Genomic DNA, 20,822 nt, shown 5'->3' with positions numbered 1-20,822 from the left:
GAATTTATTAATTAACTACTCCTCTAATCTGATATCTAGACCTAAACCTTTCAATTCGTGCATTAATACGTTGAATGATTCTGGCAATCCTGGATCTGGCATTGGTTCACCTTTTACAATTGCTTCGTAAGTTTTTGCTCTACCAATTACATCATCAGATTTTACAGTTAAAATCTCTCTTAGAGTACTCGATGCTCCATAAGCTTCAAGTGCCCAAACTTCCATCTCACCAAATCGCTGACCACCAAATTGTGCTTTACCACCAAGAGGTTGTTGAGTAATTAATGAGTAAGGTCCTATAGAACGTGCGTGCATTTTATCATCTACCATGTGTCCTAATTTCAACATGTAAATAACACCTACAGTTGCAGGCTGATCAAAACGTTCACCTGTTCCACCATCATATAAATAGGTATGACCATATCTAGGTATACCAGCTTCATCAGTTAATTCGTTAATCTGATCAATAGTTGCACCATCAAAAATAGGCGTTGCAAATGTGCGACCTAATTTTTGACCAGCCCATCCTAAAACAGTTTCATAAATCTGACCAATGTTCATACGAGAAGGTACACCAAGTGGGTTCAAAACGATATCAACAGGCGTTCCATCTTCTAAGAAAGGCATATCTTCAGCACGAACAATACGAGCTACAATACCCTTATTACCGTGACGTCCTGCCATTTTATCACCTACTTTTAGTTTACGTTTTTTCGCAATATAAACTTTAGCAAGTTTTATAATACCTGCTGGTAATTCATCACCTACAGAGATAGTGAATTTTTCACGACGTAAGGAACCTTGTAAATCGTTTTCTTTAATTTTATAGTTGTGAATTAAATCGGCTACCAATTGATTAGTATGATCATCTGTTGTCCATTTTCCAGACACTAAATGTGCATAATCATCAACCGCATTTAACATTTTTAGAGTGAACTTTTTACCTTTTGGCAATACTTCTTCACCTAAATCATTATAAATACCTTGAGACGTTTTACCATTAACGATATTGAATAATTTTTCAACTAAAATGTTTTTTAGGTCATCAAACTTAGCATCGTAAATACCTTCTAGTTGTAAGATATCATCTTTATCTTGTGCTCTTTTACGCTTATCTTTCACAGCTCTCGAGAATAATTTTTTCTCGATAACTACACCATTTAAAGATGGAGAAGCTTTTAATGACGCATCCTTAACATCACCAGCTTTATCTCCAAAAATAGCACGAAGTAATTTTTCTTCTGGAGTGGGATCGCTTTCTCCCTTTGGTGTAATCTTACCGATTAAGATATCTCCAGGTTTAACCTCAGCACCAATACGAATCATACCGTTTTCATCTAAATCTTTGGTAGCTTCTTCAGAAACGTTTGGAATATCATTCGTTAATTCTTCATTACCTAATTTGGTGTCTCTAACTTCAAGAGAATACTCATCAATATGGATAGAAGTGAAAATATCTTCACGTACCACTTTTTCAGAAATCACAATCGCATCCTCAAAATTATATCCTTTCCATGGCATGAAGGCTACTTTCATGTTTCTACCAAGTGCCAACTCACCTTTTTGAGTAGCATAACCTTCGCATAACACTTGACCCTTAGTTACTTTATCCCCTTTAACCACAATTGGTTTTAAGTTGATTGAAGTGCCTTGGTTCGTTTTTCTGAATTTCACTAACTCGTAGGTTTTCACATCGCTATCAAAACTTACTTTAGCTTCATCTTCCGATCTTTCATATTTAATACGAATCTCATTCGCATCTACATATAGAACTTCACCATTACCCTCCGCATTGATTAAAACACGAGAATCGGATGCTACTTGACGTTCTAAACCTGTTCCAACAATTGGTGCTTGTGGTAATAATAAAGGTACTGCTTGACGCATCATGTTAGATCCCATCAAAGCACGGTTCGCATCATCATGTTCCAAGAATGGAATTAACGAAGCTGAAATAGATGAAATTTGATTAGGTGCCACATCTGTATAATGAAGCGACGTTGGATCAATCACAGGGAAATCCCCTTCCATTCTTGCAATTACCTTATCATGAAGAATTTTACCTTTCTCATCAACTTTAACAGTTGCTTGAGCGATTAATTTTTCTTCCTCTTCCTCAGCACTTAAATAAACCGGAGCGCCTTTAATATCTACAACACCATTTTCAACTGGACGATATGGAGTTTCAATGAATCCCATACCATTCACTTTTGCATATACTGAAAGTGAAGAAATTAAACCAATGTTTGGTCCTTCTGGTGTTTCTATAGGACATAAACGCCCGTAATGAGTATAATGAACGTCACGAACCTCAAAACCTGCTCTTTCGCGAGATAAACCTCCTGGCCCTAAAGCCGATAGACGACGTTTGTGAGTAATCTCCGCTAATGGATTTGTTTGATCCATAAATTGAGATAACTGGTTAGTTCCAAAGAATGAGTTGATTACTGACGACAGCGTCTTGGCATTAATTAAATCAATTGGTGTAAACACCTCATTATCACGAACGTTCATACGCTCACGAATGGTACGTGCCATACGAGCTAAACCAACACCAAACTGTTGAGATAATTGCTCACCTACTGTGCGCACACGACGGTTTGATAAGTGATCAATATCATCAATTTCTGCTTTAGAGTTGATAAGTTCTATTAAATATTTTATAATAGTAATGATATCTTCTTTGGTAAGCACTTGCTTATCCATTCCAATATCTAAACCTAATTTCTTATTCATTCTGTAACGCCCAACTTCACCTAAAGAATAACGTTGATCTGAGAAGAATAATTTATCAATTATTCCACGTGCTGTTTCCTCATCTGGTGGTTCAGCATTACGTAATTGTCTGTATATATGCTCAACAGCCTCTTTTTCAGAGTTTGTTGGATCTTTTTGAAGTGTATTGTGAATGATAGCATAATCACCTTGCTCAGTACTTTCTTTGTGTAAAAGAATCGTCTTAACATCAGCTTCAATAATTTCTTCAATATTATCTTTATCTAAGATTGTATCTCGGTCAAGCACAATTTCGTTACGCTCTATAGATACTACTTCTCCAGTATCTTCATCAACAAAATCCTCATGCCATGTATTTAAAACACGGGCTGCTAATTTTCTGCCTGTATATTTTTTTAATCCTGTTTTTGATACTTTAATTTCTTCAGCTAGATCAAAAATTTCAAGAATATCTTTATCACGTTCAAAACCAATGGCACGGAAAAGTGTTGTTACAGGTAATTTTTTCTTTCTATCAATGTATGCATACATAACCTGATTGATATCCGTAGCAAACTCAATCCAAGAGCCTTTGAAAGGAATAACTCTTGCAGAATATAATTTGGTTCCATTGGCATGGAAAGACTGACCAAAGAATACACCTGGTGAACGATGCAACTGAGACACTACAACACGCTCTGCACCATTTATAACAAACGTACCACTTGGTGTCATGTAAGGTATAGTTCCTAAGTACACATCTTGAACAATAGTCTCGAAATCCTCGTGTTCAGGGTCTGTACAGTATAACTTTAATCTAGCTTTTAGCGGAACGCTGTAAGTTAATCCTCTTTCAATACACTCTTCAATAGTATATCTTGGTGGATCTACGAAGTAATCTAAAAATTCTAAAACGAATTGATTACGAGAATCTGTGATTGGAAAATTTTCCATGAAGGTGTTGTATAGACCTTCATCACCTCTTTCTTCAGACTTAGTTTCTAATTGGAAAAAATCCTGGAAGGATTTTATCTGAATATCTAAGAAATCTGGATATTCTGTTCTATTTACAATAGAGGAGAAATTTAATCTTTCAGCTTGTGTGGATAACATCAATAGACGGAATTTTGATTAAAAAAATGTTGTTTTGTATATAACGATTATATACGCAAAATGGTTTAGGTCTTGAAGACTATCTTCAGACCTAAACCTTAATGTTTTTTGAGTTGTTAAGCTTACTTAAGCTCAACCTCAGCTCCTGCTTCTTCTAAAGATGCTTTTAAGCCTTCTGCTTCGTCTTTAGAGACACCTTCTTTGATTGGGCTAGGTGCACCATCAACTAATTCTTTAGCTTCTTTTAAGCCAAGACCAGTTAATTCTTTAACTAATTTTACAACTGCTAATTTAGAAGCACCTGCAGCTTTTAGTATAACATCAAATTCAGTTTGAGCTTCAGCAGCCTCTTCACCACCTCCAGCAGCAGGACCAGCGGCAACAGCAACAGCTGCAGCAGCAGGCTCGATACCATACTCATCTTTTAATATAGTAGCTAACTCATTTACTTCTTTTACTGTTAAGTTAACTAATTGTTCTGCGAAATCTTTTAAATCTGCCATTTTTCTATCGTTTTAATAAATTTTAATAATAATATGTTTGTAATAAAGTGCGTACTAATTAATACTATCCTTCTTTTTCAGATAGTGTTTTAATAATTCCAGCTAATTTTCCACCACTTGACTTAAGTGCCGAGACAACATTTTTAGCAGGAGATTGTAATAATCCAATGATTTCTCCTATTAACTCTTCTTTAGACTTGATATCTACTAGCATGTCTAATTGGTTATCGCCAATGTAAACGGCTTCCTCAATAAACGCACCCTTTAATAAAGGTTTGTCTGATTTTTTACGGAAGGTTTTTATTAATTTTGCTGGCACATTACCAGTTTCAGAATACATTACTGATGTATTTCCTTTTAAAACGGATGGAAGGTCACCAAAATCTCTATCGGATGCTTCCATTGCTTTTTGAAGTAATGTGTTTTTTACAACTGCTAATTTTACGTTGGCTTTAAAACAAGCACGACGTAAATCTGAGGTTGTCCCTGCGTTTAATCCAGATATATCAGCTAAATAGATATTTGCATTATTGGCTAATTCCGCAGTTAATTCCTCAATTACTTGTGATTTTTCTTCTCTTGTCATAATAAAAGTTTTAACCTAATTAACCAATTTTAGGATCAACAGCTATACTAGGACTCATGGTAGAAGACATGTATATGCTTTTTACATAAGTTCCTTTTGCAGTAGTTGGTTTTAATTTAATTAATGTTTGTAATAATTCATTTGCATTACCTGCAATTTTATCAGCACTAAATGATGCTTTACCTATAGCTGCATGAACAATTCCGGTTTTATCAACTTTAAAGTCTATCTTACCAGCTTTTACTTCTGCTACCGCTTTGGCTACATCCATTGTTACTGTTCCAGTTTTTGGGTTTGGCATTAAACCACGAGGACCTAATACACGTCCTAACGGACCTAATTTACCCATTACACTTGGCATGGTAATAATAACATCAACATCAGTCCAACCATTCTTAATTTTATCAAGATATTCGTCTAAACCAACATAATCAGCACCAGCTTCTTTCGCTTCTGCTTCTTTATCTGGTGTTACTAATGCTAATACTTTCATGTCTTTACCAGTTCCGTGTGGTAGTGATACTACACCCCTAACCATCTGGTTTGCTTTACGAGGATCTACCCCTAAGCGTACAGCTATATCTACAGATGCATCAAATTTTGTATTAGTAATTTCTTTTACTAACGATGATGCTTCATCAAGAGAATAAACTCTACCTTTTTCAATTTTTGCTAAAGCTTCTTTTTGCTTTTTTGTTAATCTTGCCATTTTATAATGTCTTTAATAGATTAAGATGGAAATTGACCCGTTACGGTAATACCCATCGATCTTGCTGTACCAGCAACCATTTTCATTGCAGATTCAATAGTAAATGCATTTAAATCTACCATTTTGTCTTCAGCTATGGTTTTAATCTGATCCCAAGATACTTTAGCTACTTTTTTTCGGTTTGGTTCTCCTGATCCTTTTTTCACTTTGGCCGCTTCTAATAATTGTACTGCAGCTGGAGGAGTCTTGATTACAAAGTCGAATGATTTATCTTTGTAAACAGAGATAACAACTGGTAAAACTTTACCAGGCTTATCCTGAGTTCTAGCATTAAATTGCTTACAGAACTCCATAATGTTAACTCCAGCAGCACCTAAAGCGGGTCCAACCGGTGGCGATGGATTCGCAGCACCTCCCCGAACTTGTAACTTAACTACTTTACCTAATTCTTTTGCCATTTTTAATAATTTAGTTCGATATACTTCTAAAATTGGAAGCCTAGTAGCATATCATTTATATAGTGTAACAATTATTATATCTTTTCCACTTGCATATAACTTAACTCTAGTGGTGTTTTTCTTCCGAATATTTTCACCATCACCTCAAGTTTACGCTTTTCCTCATTAATTTTCTCTATGGTTCCATCAAAACCATTAAATGGTCCATCTATTACTTTTACGGTTTCACCTTTTGTGAATGGTATTGCCACATTTGTACTTTCTTCAACTGATAATTCATCAACCTTGCCTAACATTCTGTTAACTTCGGATTGCCTTAATGGCACTGGATCACCTCCTTTAGTTTCACCCAAAAAACCAATAACATTGGTAACAGATCTAATAATATGGGGAATCTCTCCTGATAAATTAGCTTGAATCATTATGTATCCTGGAAAATAAACTTTCTCTTTGTTGATTTTTTTTCCATTACGGATTTGTATTACTTTTTCAGTGGGAACTAATACTTGATCCACATAATCTTGTAAACCCAATCGAGCGATTTCATTCTCTATATAGGTTTTGATTTTATTTTCCTGACCACTTACAGCTCTAACAACATACCATTTTTTTTCACTAACCTCAGACATAAACCTTTTTTTTAACCGTTAATCCATTGAAAGTAAAATGCAATGACTTTGCTGAATACTGTATCCACTCCCCAGATAGCAAGTGAAAATATAATTGAAAAAACTGCAACCAATACTGTCAAACTTTGTGCTTCAGCCCATGTTGGCCAAGTCACATTGCTTTTCAGTTCTCCAAATGATTCTTTTATATAATTTACAAATCCAGCCATTTTCTTTATTCTTTATTAAAAACGGATTGGAAAATCCCAACCCCATATAATAGGTAAAACTCACTTTTTGCACGGGTTGAGGGACTCGAACTCTCGACACCTGGTTTTGGAGACCAGTGCTCTACCAACTGAGCTAAACCCGTAAACATAAGTCAAGGTATTCCGTAAAAACGGAATACCTTAGCTTACTATTTATTGAAACTAAATTAGTCTAGTATTTCAGTTACCTGACCAGCACCAACAGTTCTACCACCTTCACGGATTGCAAAACGTAAACCAACGTTCATCGCAATTGGTTGAATTAATTCAACAGTGATAGTTAAGTTATCTCCTGGCATTACCATTTCTACTCCATCAGGAAGCGCAATATTTCCTGTCACGTCAGTTGTACGAACGTAGAACTGTGGACGGTAGTTATTGTGGAATGGTGTGTGACGACCACCTTCTTCCTTTTTAAGGATATAAACCTCAGCTTTGAATTTTTTATGTGGAGTTACAGAACCTGGCTTAACAATTACCATACCTCTAGAGATTTGAGTTTTCTCAATACCTCTTAATAAGATACCAGCGTTATCTCCAGCTTCACCTCTATCTAAGATTTGACGGAACATTTCAATACCAGTAATAGTAGAAGTCAATTTCTCAGCTCCCATACCAATAATTTCAACTGGGTCACCAGTTTTAGCAATACCTGTCTCAATACGACCCGTTGCAACTGTACCACGACCTGTAATTGAGAACACATCTTCAATTGGCATTAAGAAAGGCTTATCCATATCACGAACAGGCTCTTCAATCCAAGTATCACAAGCTTCCATTAACTGCATTACAGTATCAACCCATTTTGGCTCACCATTAAGAGCACCTAAAGCAGAACCAGCAATTACAGGACCATTATCACCATCATATTCATAGAATGATAATAAATCTCTGATTTCCATATCTACTAATTCAAGTAATTCTTCATCATCAACCATATCCACTTTATTCATGAATACAACAATACGAGGAATACCTACTTGACGTCCTAAAAGGATGTGCTCACGAGTTTGTGGCATTGGACCATCAGTAGCAGCAACTACCAATATAGCACCGTCCATTTGAGCAGCACCAGTTACCATGTTCTTTACATAATCCGCGTGACCTGGACAGTCAACGTGAGCATAGTGACGGTTAGCTGTTTGATATTCTACGTGAGATGTATTAATTGTAATACCTCTTTCTTTTTCTTCTGGAGCGTTGTCAATCTGATCGAAAGATTTTGCCTCTGATAAACCTGCATCAGCTAATACTTTAGTAATAGCAGCAGTTAAAGTTGTTTTACCGTGATCTACGTGTCCAATTGTACCAATATTTAAGTGTGGTTTTGAACGATCGAAAGTTGCCTTTGCCATGTTTTTTTAATAATTTAATCTTAGTTATATAATAATATTAGTGTATTCTAATTTAATTCAATAATATAGAGCCAATGACGGGAATTGAACCCGTGACCTCTTCCTTACCAAGGAAACGCTCTACCCCTGAGCTACACCGGCGTAAAGTTTTTATTTCCTATTCTCTCAAACAACTTTTAATAAAGTTGTACAATTTGAAAGAAGAGATTCCTGCCTTCGCAGGAATTTTGGAGCGGGAGACCGGGTTCGAACCGGCGACATTCAGCTTGGAAGGCTGACGCTCTACCAACTGAGCTACTCCCGCAATTATTTATTCTTTTTAATTTAAAAAATGTGGGGAGAGCAGGATTCGAACCTGCGAAGACTTAGTCAGCAGATTTACAGTCTGCCCTCGTTGGCCGCTTGAGTATCTCCCCAATTTTTATTATTTCAATTTTTTTAAGAACTTGAGCCGATGGAGGGACTCGAACCCACGACCTGCTGATTACAAATCAGCTGCTCTAGCCAGCTGAGCTACATCGGCGTTTATACACTTTTTAGCGCATAAAAAAGCCCGTTATTTCTAACGGACTGCAAATGTATAGATTTTTTATTTTATTCAAAACATTTTTGAAGAAATTTTAATGCAAATTCGCTCTTAATTTTTCTTTTCGCTTTTTTAACTGTCTTTCCAAAGACGCAATCGCCATATCTGCTCCCTCTTCAAAGGTTTTACATTGCTTTTTTACAACTAAACTATCACCCGGTACACTTACTTTAGCTTCAAATATTTTATTTTGTTTATCGCTTGTGTTTTCAACTTTCAGAAAAACATCCGATTTAATGACTTTGTCATAAAACAAGTCCAATTTATCCATACGCTTCTGGATAAAACTTATCAATTTTCTGTCGGCATTAAAATTTACTGATTGAGTGTTTACTTTCATACTACTCTTGTTTTGGTTAGACATAAACTTAAAATACTATTTTTTACTTCTTGGGTGCGCATTTACATGCACCTTTTTTAACTCTGCTATACTATTGTGTGTATAAACTTGTGTAGCAGCTAAACTGGAATGTCCGAGAAGTTCTTTTACAGCATTTAAATCGGCACCTTGGTTTAACAAATGTGTTGCAAAAGAGTGCCTAAGTATATGTGGACTCTTTTTTACTTTTGAAGATGCTATACTAAAATAATCATTTATTATTCTGTAAACAAGAGTTTCATAAATTTTAACGCCTTTTTTCGTTAAAAATAAACTATCATGGTTTGAAATACTCTCAAGCGCTTTTCTAGATTTTAAATATTCATTTGTTGTTTTTACTACTGATTTTAATAACGGAACAATGCGCTCTTTATTTCTTTTCCCTAGTACCTTTAAAGTTTTGTTGGATAAGTCTATGCTGGTTAGTTTTAATTCTACCAACTCAATGCGTCTTATTCCCGTAGAATAAAATAATTCGATGATGAGTTTGTTACGAATACTTTCAAAGTCATTTCCAAAATTTAAATTATCCAAGGCCAATAAAACCTCTGCCTCCGAAAATGGTACCTGAATTTTTCTACTTGTTTTTAAAGCTTTATGTTTTAATAATGGATTGATACTAATGCCCCCAACCTTTAAAAGGAACTTGTAATAGGTATTAAGTGCAGAAACTTTTCGATTGATGCTCCGGTTTGATAGTCCACTTTCAACCAAGCTTACTATCCAGCTTCTTACTTGGGAATAGTTAACTTTATTAATGGAGTTTGTTTCGTATTCTTTTTCAATGAATTCTAAAAAGCTTTTCAAATCGTTTTGGTATGCCTTTACCGTTAACTTGGAGTAGTTTTTCTCTAAAAGCAAATAATCTATAAACGACTGAAAAGACATATTGTTTCTTATAAGTACAAAGTTAAAAGTACAAAGTTTTGATGGGCTTAAAAATAATTAGCAAAAAAAATCCCGCTAGTAGCGGGATTTAATATTGTTTCATTTGAGATTAAATTTCTTCAGCATCTCTTAAACCTTGAATGTATTGCGCTTTTTGAATTTGTGCTCTACGCTCTACAGATGGTTTAGTAAATTGTTTACGTGTTTGTAACTGACGCTTAATGCCTGTTTTGTCAAACTTACGTTTAAAACGCTTTAACGCTCTATCTATATTTTCTCCTTCTTTAATTGGTATTATTAACATAATGTCTTAACCTCCTCTCTTTTTCAGATTTTGTGGCTGCAAATATAAAAACAATTCTTAATTAACAAATAAGAATTTATAATTATTTTAGGTTACTGGTTTGTATACCTTATTATCAATAATTATTTTGGCCAGAATCTCTCTGAGTATCTCTGATGTACCACCTCCAATAGGCCCTAACCTACTATCGCGAAACATTCGTGCCAAAGGATATTCTTCCATATAACCGTAACCACCTAAAAATTGCAAACATTGGTAAATAACCTCGTCAGCCATTTTTGTGGATTTAAGTTTAGACATCGTAGCTTCTTTAACGACATATTGACCTTTATTTAATCTGTAGGTTACTGAATAATTAAACTCTTTACAGATTTCCATTTCGGTATATAAATCGGCTATATTATGTCTTAAGGCTTGAAATTTATTTATGGATTTTCCAAAAGCCTGACGCTCACTCATATATTGCAATGCATACTCTAAGGCGTATTCGGCGCGGGCATGGGCATTGATACCCATAATCAAACGTTCTAAAGCAAAGTGTTGCATGATGTATTGAAATCCTTTGTTTTCCTCACCCAATAAATTTTCAACAGGAACTTTTACATTATCAAAAGCAATTTCTCCAGTATCAGATGCTCGCCAACCTAACTTATCCAATTTGGTTGCCGAAACGCCTTTCATTTCTCTATCTAACACAAAAATACTGATACCTTTATTTCCCAATTCGGGACTTGTTTTGGCTGCAATCACCAAATAATCGCTGTAAACACCATTTGTAATAAATGTTTTTGAACCATTTATAATATAATGGTCGCCATTCTTAACGGCGGTTGTACGCATACCTGCAACATCGCTTCCACCAAATGGTTCGGTAATGCAAAGACATCCTATTTTATCGCCTGTGATACTTGGTGCCAGATAATTTTGTTTTATGGTTTCATCACCTTCTGCATTTAAGTGGGTCATGGCTAAATATACATGTGCCCAAATAGCAGCAGCAAAACCGCCAGAATTTATTTTTTGAAGTTCCTCTAATAGTATAACGGTATAGAATAAATCTAAATTCATACCACCATAAGCCTCTGGGTAGTTTATCCCAAAGAACCCCATGTCGCCAAATTTTTTCCAGATAAACCTATCTATCCTACCAGTTTTCTCCCAAGTTTCTATGTGTGGAACTACTTCTTTTTGTAAAAAATCTTGAAGACTTTTTCTAAAAAGGTTGTGTTCTTCAGTGAAGTACATGCTATTCATCTATTTTCTTTTTCAAGATGCAAATATAATTCAATTATCTCTATTTTATTTACAGGAAAGTCTTTAACTTTTGTTAATTCATTTATGGATTTGAAACCGTTTCTCAAGGTACGTTGTTCAATTATTTTATACGCCAGATCGTAATCGATGTGCTGAATGGTAACCAATTCGTCAACAGTGGCCGAATTTAAATCTATTTTTTTTATTTCTCTAGGAGTTTTAACAGTAAACTCTTGAGTGATTTTTTCAATAACTTCGGGCGTTAAACCATAGACATCTTGTAGTTGAACATCAGCAATAAAACCACCCGGAAACGAATTTCTAAATTTAATAATTCGTTCGGAATAATATTCACCAATACCGTTTACTCTTTGCAATTGTTGAGCATTTGCTTTATTTAAATCTTGCTTTTGGGCAAACGATTTTGGTTTGTTATTATAACTAAAATTTGAATTTGTTGGTTTACTCTCGGTTACCCATTCTGGAAATTTAAAGTAAGGTGATATGGCGTTTAAAAGGGAATCAGATACTTGGGTAACTTCTTGAAATTGTTCAGTTGAATTGATCCACTTATTTTGTTTTCTATAGGCTAATAACCTATCAATTTCTTCATTACTCATACCCAGATTTGAGCCTTTAAAATCTGTTATATAATTTGGATTAAAAGGATAAATTTTTGGTTTGCTTATTTCTAATTGAACCAACCTAAGGGAATCTATTTCTTTTTGAAATTTTGCCAATTCGCTATTATCGATTAGAATATCTTTCGATTTAAAATCAACAAAAAAGTAAATACATTGCAAAACAATGATAATAAATACCAACAAAAAAATCCCATTTCGTTGTTGTTTAGTAAACGTGAAATGGGATTTCATATGAATATTGAGTTAGTTAAGTTTTAATCCTCAATGGCCTCCCTTTTAAGGTTGATAGCATCAAGGTATCGTTTTAATTGCTTTTTAACAACTGGGAACAGGAAGTACAATCCAATCATGTTAGGGAAAACCATGGCAAATATCATGGCATCTGAGAAATCCCAGATAGATTTCATACTTGCTGCAGCACCAATAACTACGAAGGTTAAGAACAAAATTTTATAAGTTAAATCTGCTTTTTTACCTCTTCCAAATAAATATTTCCAAGATTGCAACCCATAATATGACCAAGAAATCATTGTAGACACTGCAAATAATACAACGGCAACGGTTAAAAACACGTTAGAATAAGGTATGTACTCAGCAAATGCCTTGGCTGTAATTCCTGCACCTTCAAAAGATTCACCATCAATGATAGCCACACCTTGTCCAGTAATATCTCCATATTCAAAAAATCCTCCAAAATTGAAGATAATAATTACCAAAGCGGTCATGGTACAAATAACCACTGTATCAATAAAGGGTTCTAATAAAGCTACCAAACCTTCACTGGCAGAATATTTGGTGCGAACTGCTGAATGCGCAATAGATGCAGAACCAGCACCAGCCTCGTTTGAGAAAGCCGCTCTTTTAAAACCGACCAATAAAACCCCTATAATACCACCAACACCAATCGCTTTAGGATTGAAAGCCTCTTTGAGAATCAATCCAATGGCATCATCAATTAAAGTGAAGTTGCTCAAAATGATATACAAACAACATAAGATATACAATAATGCCATAAAAGGCACTACTTTTTCTGTAACAGAAGCTATACGCTTAATTCCACCAATTATAATAATTCCTACGGTAACAGCTAATACAACACCAATCCAAAATCCTGCAGCGGTACTTTCTAAGCCTAATAAATCTTTAAGAACAATAGTTGCCTGATTGGATTGTGCAGCATTACCACCACCAAAAGAACCACCAATACAGAAAATAGAAAATAAAACAGCAGCCACTTTACCAAGATTTGCAAACCCTTTGTCTCTAAGGCCTTTTTTTAAATAATACATGGGCCCACCATAAACCGTTCCATCCTCTCCAACATCTCTATATTGAACTCCCAACGTACACTCCACAAATTTTGTAGACATTCCTAACAAACCACAGATAATCATCCAAAATGTTGCACCAGGACCTCCTAGGGCAATAGCCAATGCTACTCCTGCAATATTACCATTACCAACGGTTCCTGACACCGCTGTTGCCAAAGCCTGAAAATGAGAAACTTCACCATCAGAACTTTCATCTCTAATAGTATCAACAATATCTCCATCAATAGCTAATTCATTCTCTACACTTACTAAATGTTCTTCTATATCAACTTTAGTTAAATCTTGTCCTTGAGCAATACCTCCTTCACCATAAAGTTCTTTGGCCCCATGCTTCTCAATATCTTCAAACTTTCCTCTTACAGTACTTATAGCTGTCCAGAAATAGCGAATATTTGGAAACCCAAAATAAATAGTAAAAAAAGCTGCACTGAAAACCAAAAGCAATAAAACGAAGGGCGTTCCAAAAACTTCAAAAAAGATAACGTTTGAGAAAAAATCAGATACGGGCTTAAAAGCCTGATCTATTTTTTGATCGATTCCTATCTCTGAACTTTCTTGGCCGAAAATGATTACTGGAAAAATGATTGAAAATATTGAAAGAAGATATTTCTTCATAAGAGTTTGAAATTAGTTAGTTATATATGAAATTTCGAGTTAAAGTCGGCAAGATGCTAAAAAAAATTGATTTTTTAAAACATTGCTTGTTAAATATGGTATTGAATTTAGTTGATATCGTATTCAGAATTTAGGGCCTCAATTTGTTCTGGTCGACCCAAAACGATGATTTTTGAATGGGGCGCCAATTCTAGTTCCGCTTCTGGATTTACAATATATTCACCATTTTCATCTTTATAACCTATAACGGTACAACCTGTTTTTCTTCTTAAATCTAAATCTTTGATGGTTCTTACAGACTTTGTGTTGTACAATTTCTCAACAGCTACTTCCTCGATATTGATATTTGATTTACCAACGATAGAAAGATTATCAATAAATTCCATTAAACCTGGAACGACTACCAAAGATGCCATATGGTCTCCACCTATTTTATCGGGCAATATTACATTATTAGCACCGGCGAATTTAAGTTTCTCATAAGACGATTCTTGTGAAGCACGACTTATAATATTAATAGTTTGATTTAATTGTCTGGCAGATAGAACTACGAACAAATTATCGGCATCATTTGGCAGTGCCGAAATAAAACAAGACGCCCTATTTACACCTGCTTGAACCAAAGTTTCATCTTCATTTGCATTTCCAATTACATAATTTACACCATCCAATTGTAAACGCTCTTCCATTTCTTTATTTTTCTCAATAACTACAAATTGCTTTTTGTAAGCGAGTAACTTTCTTGCAGCTTGTTTACCATTTCTGCCATAACCACAAATAACAACGTGGTTTTTTAAGTTATCTATTTTTTTTTGCATCTTCTTATGTTTTAATTCTTCAATATCATTTTTGCTTAAAATATATTCGGTTATGATAGAAAGAGCATAACCAACAATAACCACACTGGCTAAAATTAAAAATATGGTAAAAATTTTGGATTTTTCATCAAGTGGTACAACCTCACCAAAACCTACCGTAGTCATAGTAATGACTGTCATATAAAAAGCATCCACTAATGAATACCCAGATATCATCACGTAACCGGCAACGCCTATTATTTGAATTAAAATAAGTAAAAATACTGCTGTGTAAATTTTGGTTCTAAAAAATCTTATAAGAGGATTCATAAATCAAAAACCGATGAGCGTTTAGTGTATAATAAATCTTTAATTCGCATCCAGAATGCCAAAAACAAATACAAGGCAAATCCAAATCCAACAGTTACAAAAGTAAGGTACATGAATGAAGTTCGGACTACTTTGGCCCTAATGCCCAACCTATCGGCTATACGTTGGCAAACATAATACCCATGTTTTTGGAAATACAATAATAATTTGTAGAAAATTTGCATGCTGCAAGTTAATACTTCCTTTTGTAGTTTAAAAGTTTATTTATTTAATAATGAATTACCAATGGCGCATTGTAAACATCTGTTTTTGTTGCAATAATTTGTTTTAAGTTGAATGAGTGCTTGTGAATCTAAAGCAGAATTTGACACTTTCTTTAAATTATTGAATGCCGAGATAACGCTGTTATTTTCCGATGGAATTACCGCTCCCATTTTAACAATTAAATCGTCAATATCTTCACCCTTGTGTTTTGCATAGCAAAATTTTACAGGTAGAATGGTGTTAATTAATAACAAATCGACAAACGATTTTGTGAGCGTTTTTGAAGATGGCCTGGATACTTTTTGAAAAGTATAATGTGTTTTCCAAAAACTCGAAGTTGATACCTGAAAAAGTTTGTAAAACTCTTCTAGTGTATTGGTCTCAATAATTTTTGAAAGCAAATTTTGGTGCTTATTGTACAAACTAGCCAATTGTGATATTCGAATGGTTGGAAAGTTAGTAGGGCGTAATCTAAAAAACTGTAATGGCAGCACCTGATTGTTTTCAAGTTTGAATTTTTGCTTTAAAAATTGATATTCTTTAACTAAATTTAAATAATAAGGTTCTTGTATATCCTCATCCAATAAACCTACTTGCCCAAAAAGTAAAGCTTCCAAAGTTTGTAGGGTATTTTGCGTTTTTCTGATAATTGAAAAATCAATGGAATTTGCCAAACTAAAGAACGATTCTCCATTCACTTTGAGTCCGAAATTTTTAGCAAGCATTTTAAAAAGCATGGCTTCCCAGTCATTTTTGGACTCGCTTAAAAGTGTTTTTATGACTTCCGATTTTTGCTCCAGTCTCTCGAAATATAAACGCTCTAACCAATTGTTCAGAAGAAAGTTATCAATTTCAGTAAAATCATTTTCACAATTAATCCATTTGCTTTGCTTTGAAAAGAGTTTTTCATAGTTTCTTAAAACATGGTTATCAAGAAAATCTTTTATCTCCAAAGTGGGAATTGGCGTATTATCTTTTCTAAAAACCTCGGTATCGTGATCCCAAACAACATGGAGAATAACGTTATCATAAGCCTTATCCTGTTCGTGATTGTGCAAAAACCAATCGGATGATTTTAAATGAATTTCCACATTCCCTGCCCAAAGCTGATTATCTATTCTGACTTGTGCATTAAAAAAATCTGGACCACTGTTTTGATTATGTTCGCCAACCGAAACAATTTCAATAGCTTCATGCCTCTGGGTTTTTAAGTTGGTTGGATAAAATTTTTTGAACTTCCAGATGTAATGTAGAAAATCTTCTTGCATTGCGAAATATAAAAATTACGATTTAAATGTACACAATTACAAAATGTAATTTATAATTTCGTTTTTTATAAATATTTGTAATTTATGGAACAACTTACTTTAACAACACCAGCATTACTCTTTTCAGCCATTTCGTTAATTATGCTAGCATACACCAACCGGTTTTTAGCTTATGCTGCCGTTATTAGAAGTTTACATGATAAATATTTACATAAAAAAGACTCGGTTTTAATAGCTCAAATAAAAAATATAAAAAAACGCTTATACCTAACACGCTCCATGCAAATTTTTGGAATAAGCAGTTTATTGCTTTGTGTATTAACCATGTTTTTAATTTATATACAGCAACATACTGTTGCGGTGTGGGTATTTGGTTTAGCCCTTATTTTATTAATACTTTCATTGGCCTTTTTGATTTGGGAAATTCAAATTTCTGTAAAAGCTTTAGAACATCATATAAGTGATATTGAGAATAGTTAAATATTATACCAGTATATATTATAAATAAAAAAGCCTCATTAAAATGAGGCTTTTTCTTTTTCATAGCAGTTAAATTCCCAAAAAATTATTTAGGCATAACCACTGAATCAATTACGTGAATTACTCCGTTACTAGCCATAACGTCTGTAGCAATAATTTCACTGTAATTATCATTTTGGTCTTTCAACCATATTTTTCCGTCTTTTTGCAAAACAGTTAGTGTTTGCCCATTTAAAGCTTTCAACTCTACTTTACCTTTTCCTTTTTTTAGTGCAGCAACAACGTCATTAGCAGCTAATTTTCCAGATACGACGTGATAGGTTAAAATGTTGGATAGCGCTTCTTTATTCTTTGGTTCCAATAACGAGTTTAAAGTCGCAGAATCAATTTTACCAAAAGCAGCATTGTTGGGGGCAAAAACTGTAAATGGACCATCACCTTGTAAGGCACCTACTAAATCTGCAGCTTTTAAGGCAGCTACTAAGGTTGAAAAATCTTCGTTACCTACAGCTACATCTACAATGGTTTTTTGTGCTGTTGCAAATTGACTTAATGTTAACGCTACTACTGTTGTAAACATGAATACTAACTTTTTCATAATAAATTTTTATTTTGGTTAAACTTTAGCACTTTTCTTTTCTATTGAAGTGCTTTCATTTATATTTACACAGGTTTGTTTTCTTTGGATGAGCTAATTCATTTTTTGGGAAATCTTTAACATATATGCAAAACGATATAGCACTCATAATTCAAATTCAAAATAAAGATGAAGTTGCTTTGTCTAAGCTTTACGATAATTATGCTCCAGCACTTTACGGTGTCATTATTAGAATATGTAAAGATGAACAACATGCCCAAAATATTCTTCAAGATACTTTTATGACCATTTGGGAAAAAGCCCATCAATATAACTCTGAAAAGGGAAAATTTTATACTTGGGCTTACCGAATTGCCAAAAACAAAACGTTAAACTTTAAGCGCAAATCACAAAACCTCATCCAAACGGAAGATTTAAGTGTATATGCTAATAAAGAAGACAGCATAACTATAGAACCCGAATATTTACAACTTAGCGGCTGCTTAAAACAATTGGAAGAACACCACCAAAAGGCACTAGAGCTTGTTTATTTTAATGGCTTAACCCACAGAGAGGCTCATAAAGAAATGGATGTACCACTTGGCACCTTTAAATCATATATAAAGCAAGCCTTAAAAAAATTACAACTTAGTTATGATAAAACGGTTGTATGGTTATTGATTTTAATTGAAGTGATAAGATGATGATGGATAAAGCATACATATTAAAACATGGTATCCTGGAACAATATTTGTTGGGAGAACTCACCAATGAAGAACAATTAGAGGTTGATAACATTTTAAAAACGGATGCTGATTTAAAGAAAACATTTGATACTCTGGAAGCTAATTTTGAAAACTTAGCTTTTGAGAATGCCATTAATCCGCCTGCTGAAGTTAAAACCAATTTAATGCAAAGTATAAAGACTTCGCAAACTAAAGTATTACCATTACAAAACAAAAATCCATTTAAAAGATACTTGTATGTGGCTGCTAGTATTTCTGCTTTCTTGCTAATAAGTTCTATTTGGATGTTTACACAATTAAAAAAATCCAACACACAATTAAAAATAGCCAGTGAGCAAAAAGAACAGCTCATGAAAGATATTGATGGTCTAAAAAATAATCTGAATTATGCTACCACATATTTTAACGTTATCAACTCGCCTGAGACCAAACAATATATATTAACCGGAAACGATTTAGCCCCAAACGCCAAAGTGGTGAGCTATGTAAACCATCAAGACAAATCGGTCATTATCAACGCTGAACAATTACCAAAATTGGATGATGCCCACGACTATCAAATGTGGGCAGATGTTGATGGCGTGATGATTGACATGGGGGTTATAGATAAAAACAAATCATTACTGGCCATGAACTACATTGAAAATGCAGAATCCTTAAATATTACCATAGAACCCGCTGGCGGTAATGATCACCCTACAGTTTCAAGGTTGGTAACCAATGTGTATTTATAATAAACACCAAGTAAGACCCATTTTTTGAAGTATCAAAAAAACACTTTTATTAATTGGTTAAAATTTATAACTTATTATGAAATTCAATATCATATTTTTTATTCTAATAAATCTTCAAGCAGCTATGACGATATTTAATTTTAATTCAGAAAGTAATCTAACTAATTGGCGCATAGTTCACGATGTGGTTATGGGTGGAAAATCTGATGGAAATTTTTCCTTGAATAAAGTTGGACATGGTTTATTTAAAGGTAAAGTATCGCTCGAAAACAACGGTGGTTTTTCAATGGTTCAATATAGCTTTGATACAAAAAATGTTTCTGATTATTCCAAAGTCGTTTTAAAATTAAAAGGCGATGGAAAAACCTATCAATTCAGAATAAAATCCAATAATAATGATTATTATTCTTATGTTTCCTCGTTTGAGACCACAGGAGATTGGGAAGTGATTGAAATTCCTTTTAAAGAATTTTATGCTGCATTTAGAGGCAGAAAGCTAAATCAGGAAAACTATCCTGGAAAACAAATGGAAATGGTTGCCTTTTTAATTGGTAACAAAATAGCTGAATCTTTTGAATTGGAATTAGAAAGTATTGTTTTGAAATAATTAAAAAAACTCCCGGTACTGCATCACTCTAAAATCGAACGTACTAAAGTTTGGATTGTTCCTTTTTAGTTGCCTGAATAATGGCATGCTTCCAACAGCTCTATTTGCTGACCCTGATGCTGAAGTTAACGATACCGTTTTAATAATTCGATTTGATGTGCCGGATTGATTTGTTCCGCCCGTGATGACGAATTGATGGATTCTTGGGATCTCATTTGAAAATAATTCTAATTTTAAATCGTGTTTCTTTAGGTGCTTTCTAAAAAAATATTCAGGCCCATTTTTACTGTTTCCACCAGTAAATAAAAGGGTTTCAATCGTTGGATACGCTTTTAAATAGCCTAGTATATTTCGCAACTTAACGTTTGTCATCCCTAAATCGGAGGCATTAATTTTTTCACGCTCGCAACTGTCTACAATATCACAGATACCAATTTTTCGTTCAATTAAAAACTGTTTTCGCTGTTCGATTGCTTCTTCGGAAATATCATAACGAAAATTTAAACCATGGATTTTATCAATGAACAACCAAAGTGAGTTGTAGTAACCTCCGTAACAAAAATCGACATCCTTTTCTAAAAGTTCACCAGTTGAAAACCTGGGTGGTGGCAAGGTGCCAACAATGAGTTTTTTGGTGTCCTTTTTAATGAATGGTTCATATGGATGCTTGTGTTTAAACACGATTTCACTTGGAATTTAATA

At 34.1% G+C, this 20,822-nt stretch carries 23 protein-coding genes and 5 tRNA genes; 4 read left to right on the top strand and 24 right to left on the bottom strand.

What is annotated here, in order from left to right; translation table 11 throughout:
• Positions 1-15 precede the first annotated feature (15 nt).
• The 22 genes from rpoB to ABD963_RS13040 form a co-directional block, all read right to left on the bottom strand.
• Entirely contained in the window at positions 16-3,828 is a 3,813-nt protein-coding gene (gene rpoB, locus ABD963_RS13145; protein WP_345277531.1) for a DNA-directed RNA polymerase subunit beta, read from the bottom strand.
• 122 nt (positions 3,829-3,950) lie between these two features.
• Positions 3,951-4,331 carry a 50S ribosomal protein L7/L12 gene (gene rplL, locus ABD963_RS13140; protein WP_345277529.1) on the bottom strand — a complete coding sequence of 127 codons (381 nt, stop codon included), beginning with the start codon at positions 4,329-4,331 and terminating at the stop codon, positions 3,951-3,953.
• A gap of 64 nt (positions 4,332-4,395) precedes the next feature.
• Positions 4,396-4,917, bottom strand: coding sequence for a 50S ribosomal protein L10 (rplJ, locus tag ABD963_RS13135; RefSeq protein ID WP_345277527.1), 522 nt, complete (start codon positions 4,915-4,917; stop codon positions 4,396-4,398).
• 19 nt (positions 4,918-4,936) lie between these two features.
• The gene (rplA, locus tag ABD963_RS13130) at positions 4,937-5,626 is read right to left on the bottom strand and encodes a 50S ribosomal protein L1 (RefSeq protein WP_345277525.1); all 690 of its coding nucleotides are present in this window, start codon (positions 5,624-5,626) and stop codon (positions 4,937-4,939) included.
• Between the two features lie 20 nt (positions 5,627-5,646).
• A complete protein-coding gene (gene rplK, locus ABD963_RS13125; protein ID WP_345277523.1) occupies positions 5,647-6,084 on the bottom strand; it encodes a 50S ribosomal protein L11 in 438 nt (145 codons plus the stop codon).
• A 74-nt stretch (positions 6,085-6,158) separates the two neighbouring features.
• Positions 6,159-6,713, bottom strand: coding sequence for a transcription termination/antitermination protein NusG (gene nusG / locus ABD963_RS13120; protein WP_345277521.1), 555 nt, complete (start codon positions 6,711-6,713; stop codon positions 6,159-6,161).
• Between the two features lie 11 nt (positions 6,714-6,724).
• Positions 6,725-6,922: a preprotein translocase subunit SecE gene (gene secE / locus ABD963_RS13115; protein WP_345277520.1), complete on the bottom strand. Its 198-nt coding sequence runs from the start codon at positions 6,920-6,922 to the stop codon at positions 6,725-6,727.
• Between the two features lie 70 nt (positions 6,923-6,992).
• Positions 6,993-7,065: transfer RNA gene (locus ABD963_RS13110), tRNA-Trp, on the bottom strand.
• 63 nt (positions 7,066-7,128) lie between these two features.
• A complete protein-coding gene (gene tuf / locus ABD963_RS13105) occupies positions 7,129-8,316 on the bottom strand; it encodes an elongation factor Tu (RefSeq protein WP_345277518.1) in 1,188 nt (395 codons plus the stop codon).
• Positions 8,317-8,385: 69 nt separating this feature from the next.
• Positions 8,386-8,457 (bottom strand) — tRNA-Thr (locus ABD963_RS13100).
• 87 nt (positions 8,458-8,544) lie between these two features.
• A tRNA-Gly gene (locus tag ABD963_RS13095) sits at positions 8,545-8,620 on the bottom strand.
• 30 nt (positions 8,621-8,650) lie between these two features.
• Positions 8,651-8,732, bottom strand: a tRNA-Tyr gene (locus ABD963_RS13090).
• 33 nt (positions 8,733-8,765) lie between these two features.
• Positions 8,766-8,839 (bottom strand) — tRNA-Thr (locus ABD963_RS13085).
• 97 nt (positions 8,840-8,936) lie between these two features.
• Positions 8,937-9,242 carry a ribosome hibernation-promoting factor, HPF/YfiA family gene (gene hpf, locus ABD963_RS13080; RefSeq protein WP_345277516.1) on the bottom strand — a complete coding sequence of 102 codons (306 nt, stop codon included), beginning with the start codon at positions 9,240-9,242 and terminating at the stop codon, positions 8,937-8,939.
• 36 nt (positions 9,243-9,278) lie between these two features.
• Positions 9,279-10,169, bottom strand: coding sequence for a tyrosine-type recombinase/integrase (locus ABD963_RS13075; protein ID WP_345277514.1), 891 nt, complete (start codon positions 10,167-10,169; stop codon positions 9,279-9,281).
• Positions 10,170-10,278: 109 nt separating this feature from the next.
• Positions 10,279-10,473: a 30S ribosomal protein S21 gene (rpsU, locus tag ABD963_RS13070; RefSeq protein WP_345277512.1), complete on the bottom strand. Its 195-nt coding sequence runs from the start codon at positions 10,471-10,473 to the stop codon at positions 10,279-10,281.
• 87 nt (positions 10,474-10,560) lie between these two features.
• On the bottom strand, positions 10,561-11,727 hold the full coding sequence (locus tag ABD963_RS13065; protein ID WP_345277510.1) for an acyl-CoA dehydrogenase family protein: 1,167 nt from the start codon (positions 11,725-11,727) through the stop codon (positions 10,561-10,563).
• A complete protein-coding gene (locus ABD963_RS13060) occupies positions 11,724-12,602 on the bottom strand; it encodes a ComEA family DNA-binding protein (RefSeq protein ID WP_345277508.1) in 879 nt (292 codons plus the stop codon). Before ABD963_RS13060 ends, ABD963_RS13065 begins: the two co-directional genes overlap by 4 nt.
• Before the next feature lie 23 nt (positions 12,603-12,625).
• Entirely contained in the window at positions 12,626-14,317 is a 1,692-nt protein-coding gene (locus ABD963_RS13055) for an alanine/glycine:cation symporter family protein (RefSeq protein ID WP_345277507.1), read from the bottom strand.
• A 107-nt stretch (positions 14,318-14,424) separates the two neighbouring features.
• On the bottom strand, positions 14,425-15,444 hold the full coding sequence (locus tag ABD963_RS13050; protein WP_345277505.1) for a potassium channel family protein: 1,020 nt from the start codon (positions 15,442-15,444) through the stop codon (positions 14,425-14,427).
• Entirely contained in the window at positions 15,441-15,668 is a 228-nt protein-coding gene (locus tag ABD963_RS13045) for a PspC domain-containing protein (protein ID WP_345277503.1), read from the bottom strand. The genes ABD963_RS13050 and ABD963_RS13045 overlap by 4 nt, the downstream gene beginning before the upstream one ends.
• A 36-nt stretch (positions 15,669-15,704) precedes the next feature.
• Positions 15,705-16,976, bottom strand: coding sequence for a DUF2851 family protein (locus tag ABD963_RS13040; protein WP_345277501.1), 1,272 nt, complete (start codon positions 16,974-16,976; stop codon positions 15,705-15,707).
• Positions 16,977-17,060: 84 nt separating this feature from the next.
• Between ABD963_RS13040 and ABD963_RS13035 the strand changes: the two genes are divergently transcribed.
• On the top strand, positions 17,061-17,456 hold the full coding sequence (locus ABD963_RS13035) for a DUF2721 domain-containing protein (RefSeq protein ID WP_345277499.1): 396 nt from the start codon (positions 17,061-17,063) through the stop codon (positions 17,454-17,456).
• Positions 17,457-17,541: 85 nt separating this feature from the next.
• Here ABD963_RS13035 and ABD963_RS13030 read toward each other — a convergent pair whose 3' ends face one another.
• Complete coding sequence (locus ABD963_RS13030) at positions 17,542-18,054, bottom strand: fasciclin domain-containing protein (protein WP_345277497.1); 513 nt, start codon at positions 18,052-18,054, stop codon at positions 17,542-17,544.
• A 125-nt stretch (positions 18,055-18,179) separates the two neighbouring features.
• On the opposite strand from ABD963_RS13030, the gene ABD963_RS13025 reads away from it, so the two are divergent.
• From ABD963_RS13025 to ABD963_RS13015, 3 genes are all read left to right on the top strand, one after another.
• The gene (locus ABD963_RS13025) at positions 18,180-18,737 is read left to right on the top strand and encodes an RNA polymerase sigma factor (protein ID WP_345277495.1); all 558 of its coding nucleotides are present in this window, start codon (positions 18,180-18,182) and stop codon (positions 18,735-18,737) included.
• Positions 18,734-19,513, top strand: a complete 780-nt coding sequence (locus ABD963_RS13020) for an anti-sigma factor (protein WP_345277493.1) — start codon at positions 18,734-18,736, stop codon at positions 19,511-19,513. Before ABD963_RS13025 ends, ABD963_RS13020 begins: the two co-directional genes overlap by 4 nt.
• Before the next feature lie 76 nt (positions 19,514-19,589).
• On the top strand, positions 19,590-20,120 hold the full coding sequence (locus ABD963_RS13015; RefSeq protein WP_345277491.1) for a CIA30 family protein: 531 nt from the start codon (positions 19,590-19,592) through the stop codon (positions 20,118-20,120).
• Here the strand turns inward: ABD963_RS13015 and ABD963_RS13010 are convergent, their stop codons facing one another.
• Positions 20,121-20,801, bottom strand: coding sequence for a uracil-DNA glycosylase family protein (locus ABD963_RS13010; protein ID WP_345277489.1), 681 nt, complete (start codon positions 20,799-20,801; stop codon positions 20,121-20,123).
• Between the last annotated feature and the right edge of the window lie 21 nt (positions 20,802-20,822).

Source organism: Litoribaculum gwangyangense (assembly GCF_039543505.1).
GTDB classification, from domain to species: domain Bacteria; phylum Bacteroidota; class Bacteroidia; order Flavobacteriales; family Flavobacteriaceae; genus Litoribaculum; species Litoribaculum gwangyangense.
Note: the sequence above shows the minus strand (reverse complement) of the source record. Positions and strands in the feature narration are given on the sequence as shown.

Bases quoted from the DNA above. Each gene is read 5' to 3' on its own strand.
- rpoB (WP_345277531.1), bottom strand. From the start codon at position 3,828: ATGTTATCCACACAAGCTGAAAGATTAAATTTCTCCTCTATTGTAAAT.
- rplL (WP_345277529.1), bottom strand. From the start codon at position 4,331: ATGGCAGATTTAAAAGATTTCGCAGAACAATTAGTTAACTTAACAGTA.
- rplJ (WP_345277527.1), bottom strand. From the start codon at position 4,917: ATGACAAGAGAAGAAAAATCACAAGTAATTGAGGAATTAACTGCGGAA.
- rplA (WP_345277525.1), bottom strand. From the start codon at position 5,626: ATGGCAAGATTAACAAAAAAGCAAAAAGAAGCTTTAGCAAAAATTGAA.
- rplK (WP_345277523.1), bottom strand. From the start codon at position 6,084: ATGGCAAAAGAATTAGGTAAAGTAGTTAAGTTACAAGTTCGGGGAGGT.
- nusG (WP_345277521.1), bottom strand. From the start codon at position 6,713: ATGTCTGAGGTTAGTGAAAAAAAATGGTATGTTGTTAGAGCTGTAAGT.
- secE (WP_345277520.1), bottom strand. From the start codon at position 6,922: ATGGCTGGATTTGTAAATTATATAAAAGAATCATTTGGAGAACTGAAA.
- tuf (WP_345277518.1), bottom strand. From the start codon at position 8,316: ATGGCAAAGGCAACTTTCGATCGTTCAAAACCACACTTAAATATTGGT.
- hpf (WP_345277516.1), bottom strand. From the start codon at position 9,242: ATGAAAGTAAACACTCAATCAGTAAATTTTAATGCCGACAGAAAATTG.
- ABD963_RS13075 (WP_345277514.1), bottom strand. From the start codon at position 10,169: ATGTCTTTTCAGTCGTTTATAGATTATTTGCTTTTAGAGAAAAACTAC.
- rpsU (WP_345277512.1), bottom strand. From the start codon at position 10,473: ATGTTAATAATACCAATTAAAGAAGGAGAAAATATAGATAGAGCGTTA.
- ABD963_RS13065 (WP_345277510.1), bottom strand. From the start codon at position 11,727: ATGAATAGCATGTACTTCACTGAAGAACACAACCTTTTTAGAAAAAGT.
- ABD963_RS13060 (WP_345277508.1), bottom strand. From the start codon at position 12,602: ATGAAATCCCATTTCACGTTTACTAAACAACAACGAAATGGGATTTTT.
- ABD963_RS13055 (WP_345277507.1), bottom strand. From the start codon at position 14,317: ATGAAGAAATATCTTCTTTCAATATTTTCAATCATTTTTCCAGTAATC.
- ABD963_RS13050 (WP_345277505.1), bottom strand. From the start codon at position 15,444: ATGAATCCTCTTATAAGATTTTTTAGAACCAAAATTTACACAGCAGTA.
- ABD963_RS13045 (WP_345277503.1), bottom strand. From the start codon at position 15,668: ATGCAAATTTTCTACAAATTATTATTGTATTTCCAAAAACATGGGTAT.
- ABD963_RS13040 (WP_345277501.1), bottom strand. From the start codon at position 16,976: ATGCAAGAAGATTTTCTACATTACATCTGGAAGTTCAAAAAATTTTAT.
- ABD963_RS13035 (WP_345277499.1), top strand. From the start codon at position 17,061: ATGGAACAACTTACTTTAACAACACCAGCATTACTCTTTTCAGCCATT.
- ABD963_RS13030 (WP_345277497.1), bottom strand. From the start codon at position 18,054: ATGAAAAAGTTAGTATTCATGTTTACAACAGTAGTAGCGTTAACATTA.
- ABD963_RS13025 (WP_345277495.1), top strand. From the start codon at position 18,180: ATGCAAAACGATATAGCACTCATAATTCAAATTCAAAATAAAGATGAA.
- ABD963_RS13020 (WP_345277493.1), top strand. From the start codon at position 18,734: ATGATGATGGATAAAGCATACATATTAAAACATGGTATCCTGGAACAA.
- ABD963_RS13015 (WP_345277491.1), top strand. From the start codon at position 19,590: ATGAAATTCAATATCATATTTTTTATTCTAATAAATCTTCAAGCAGCT.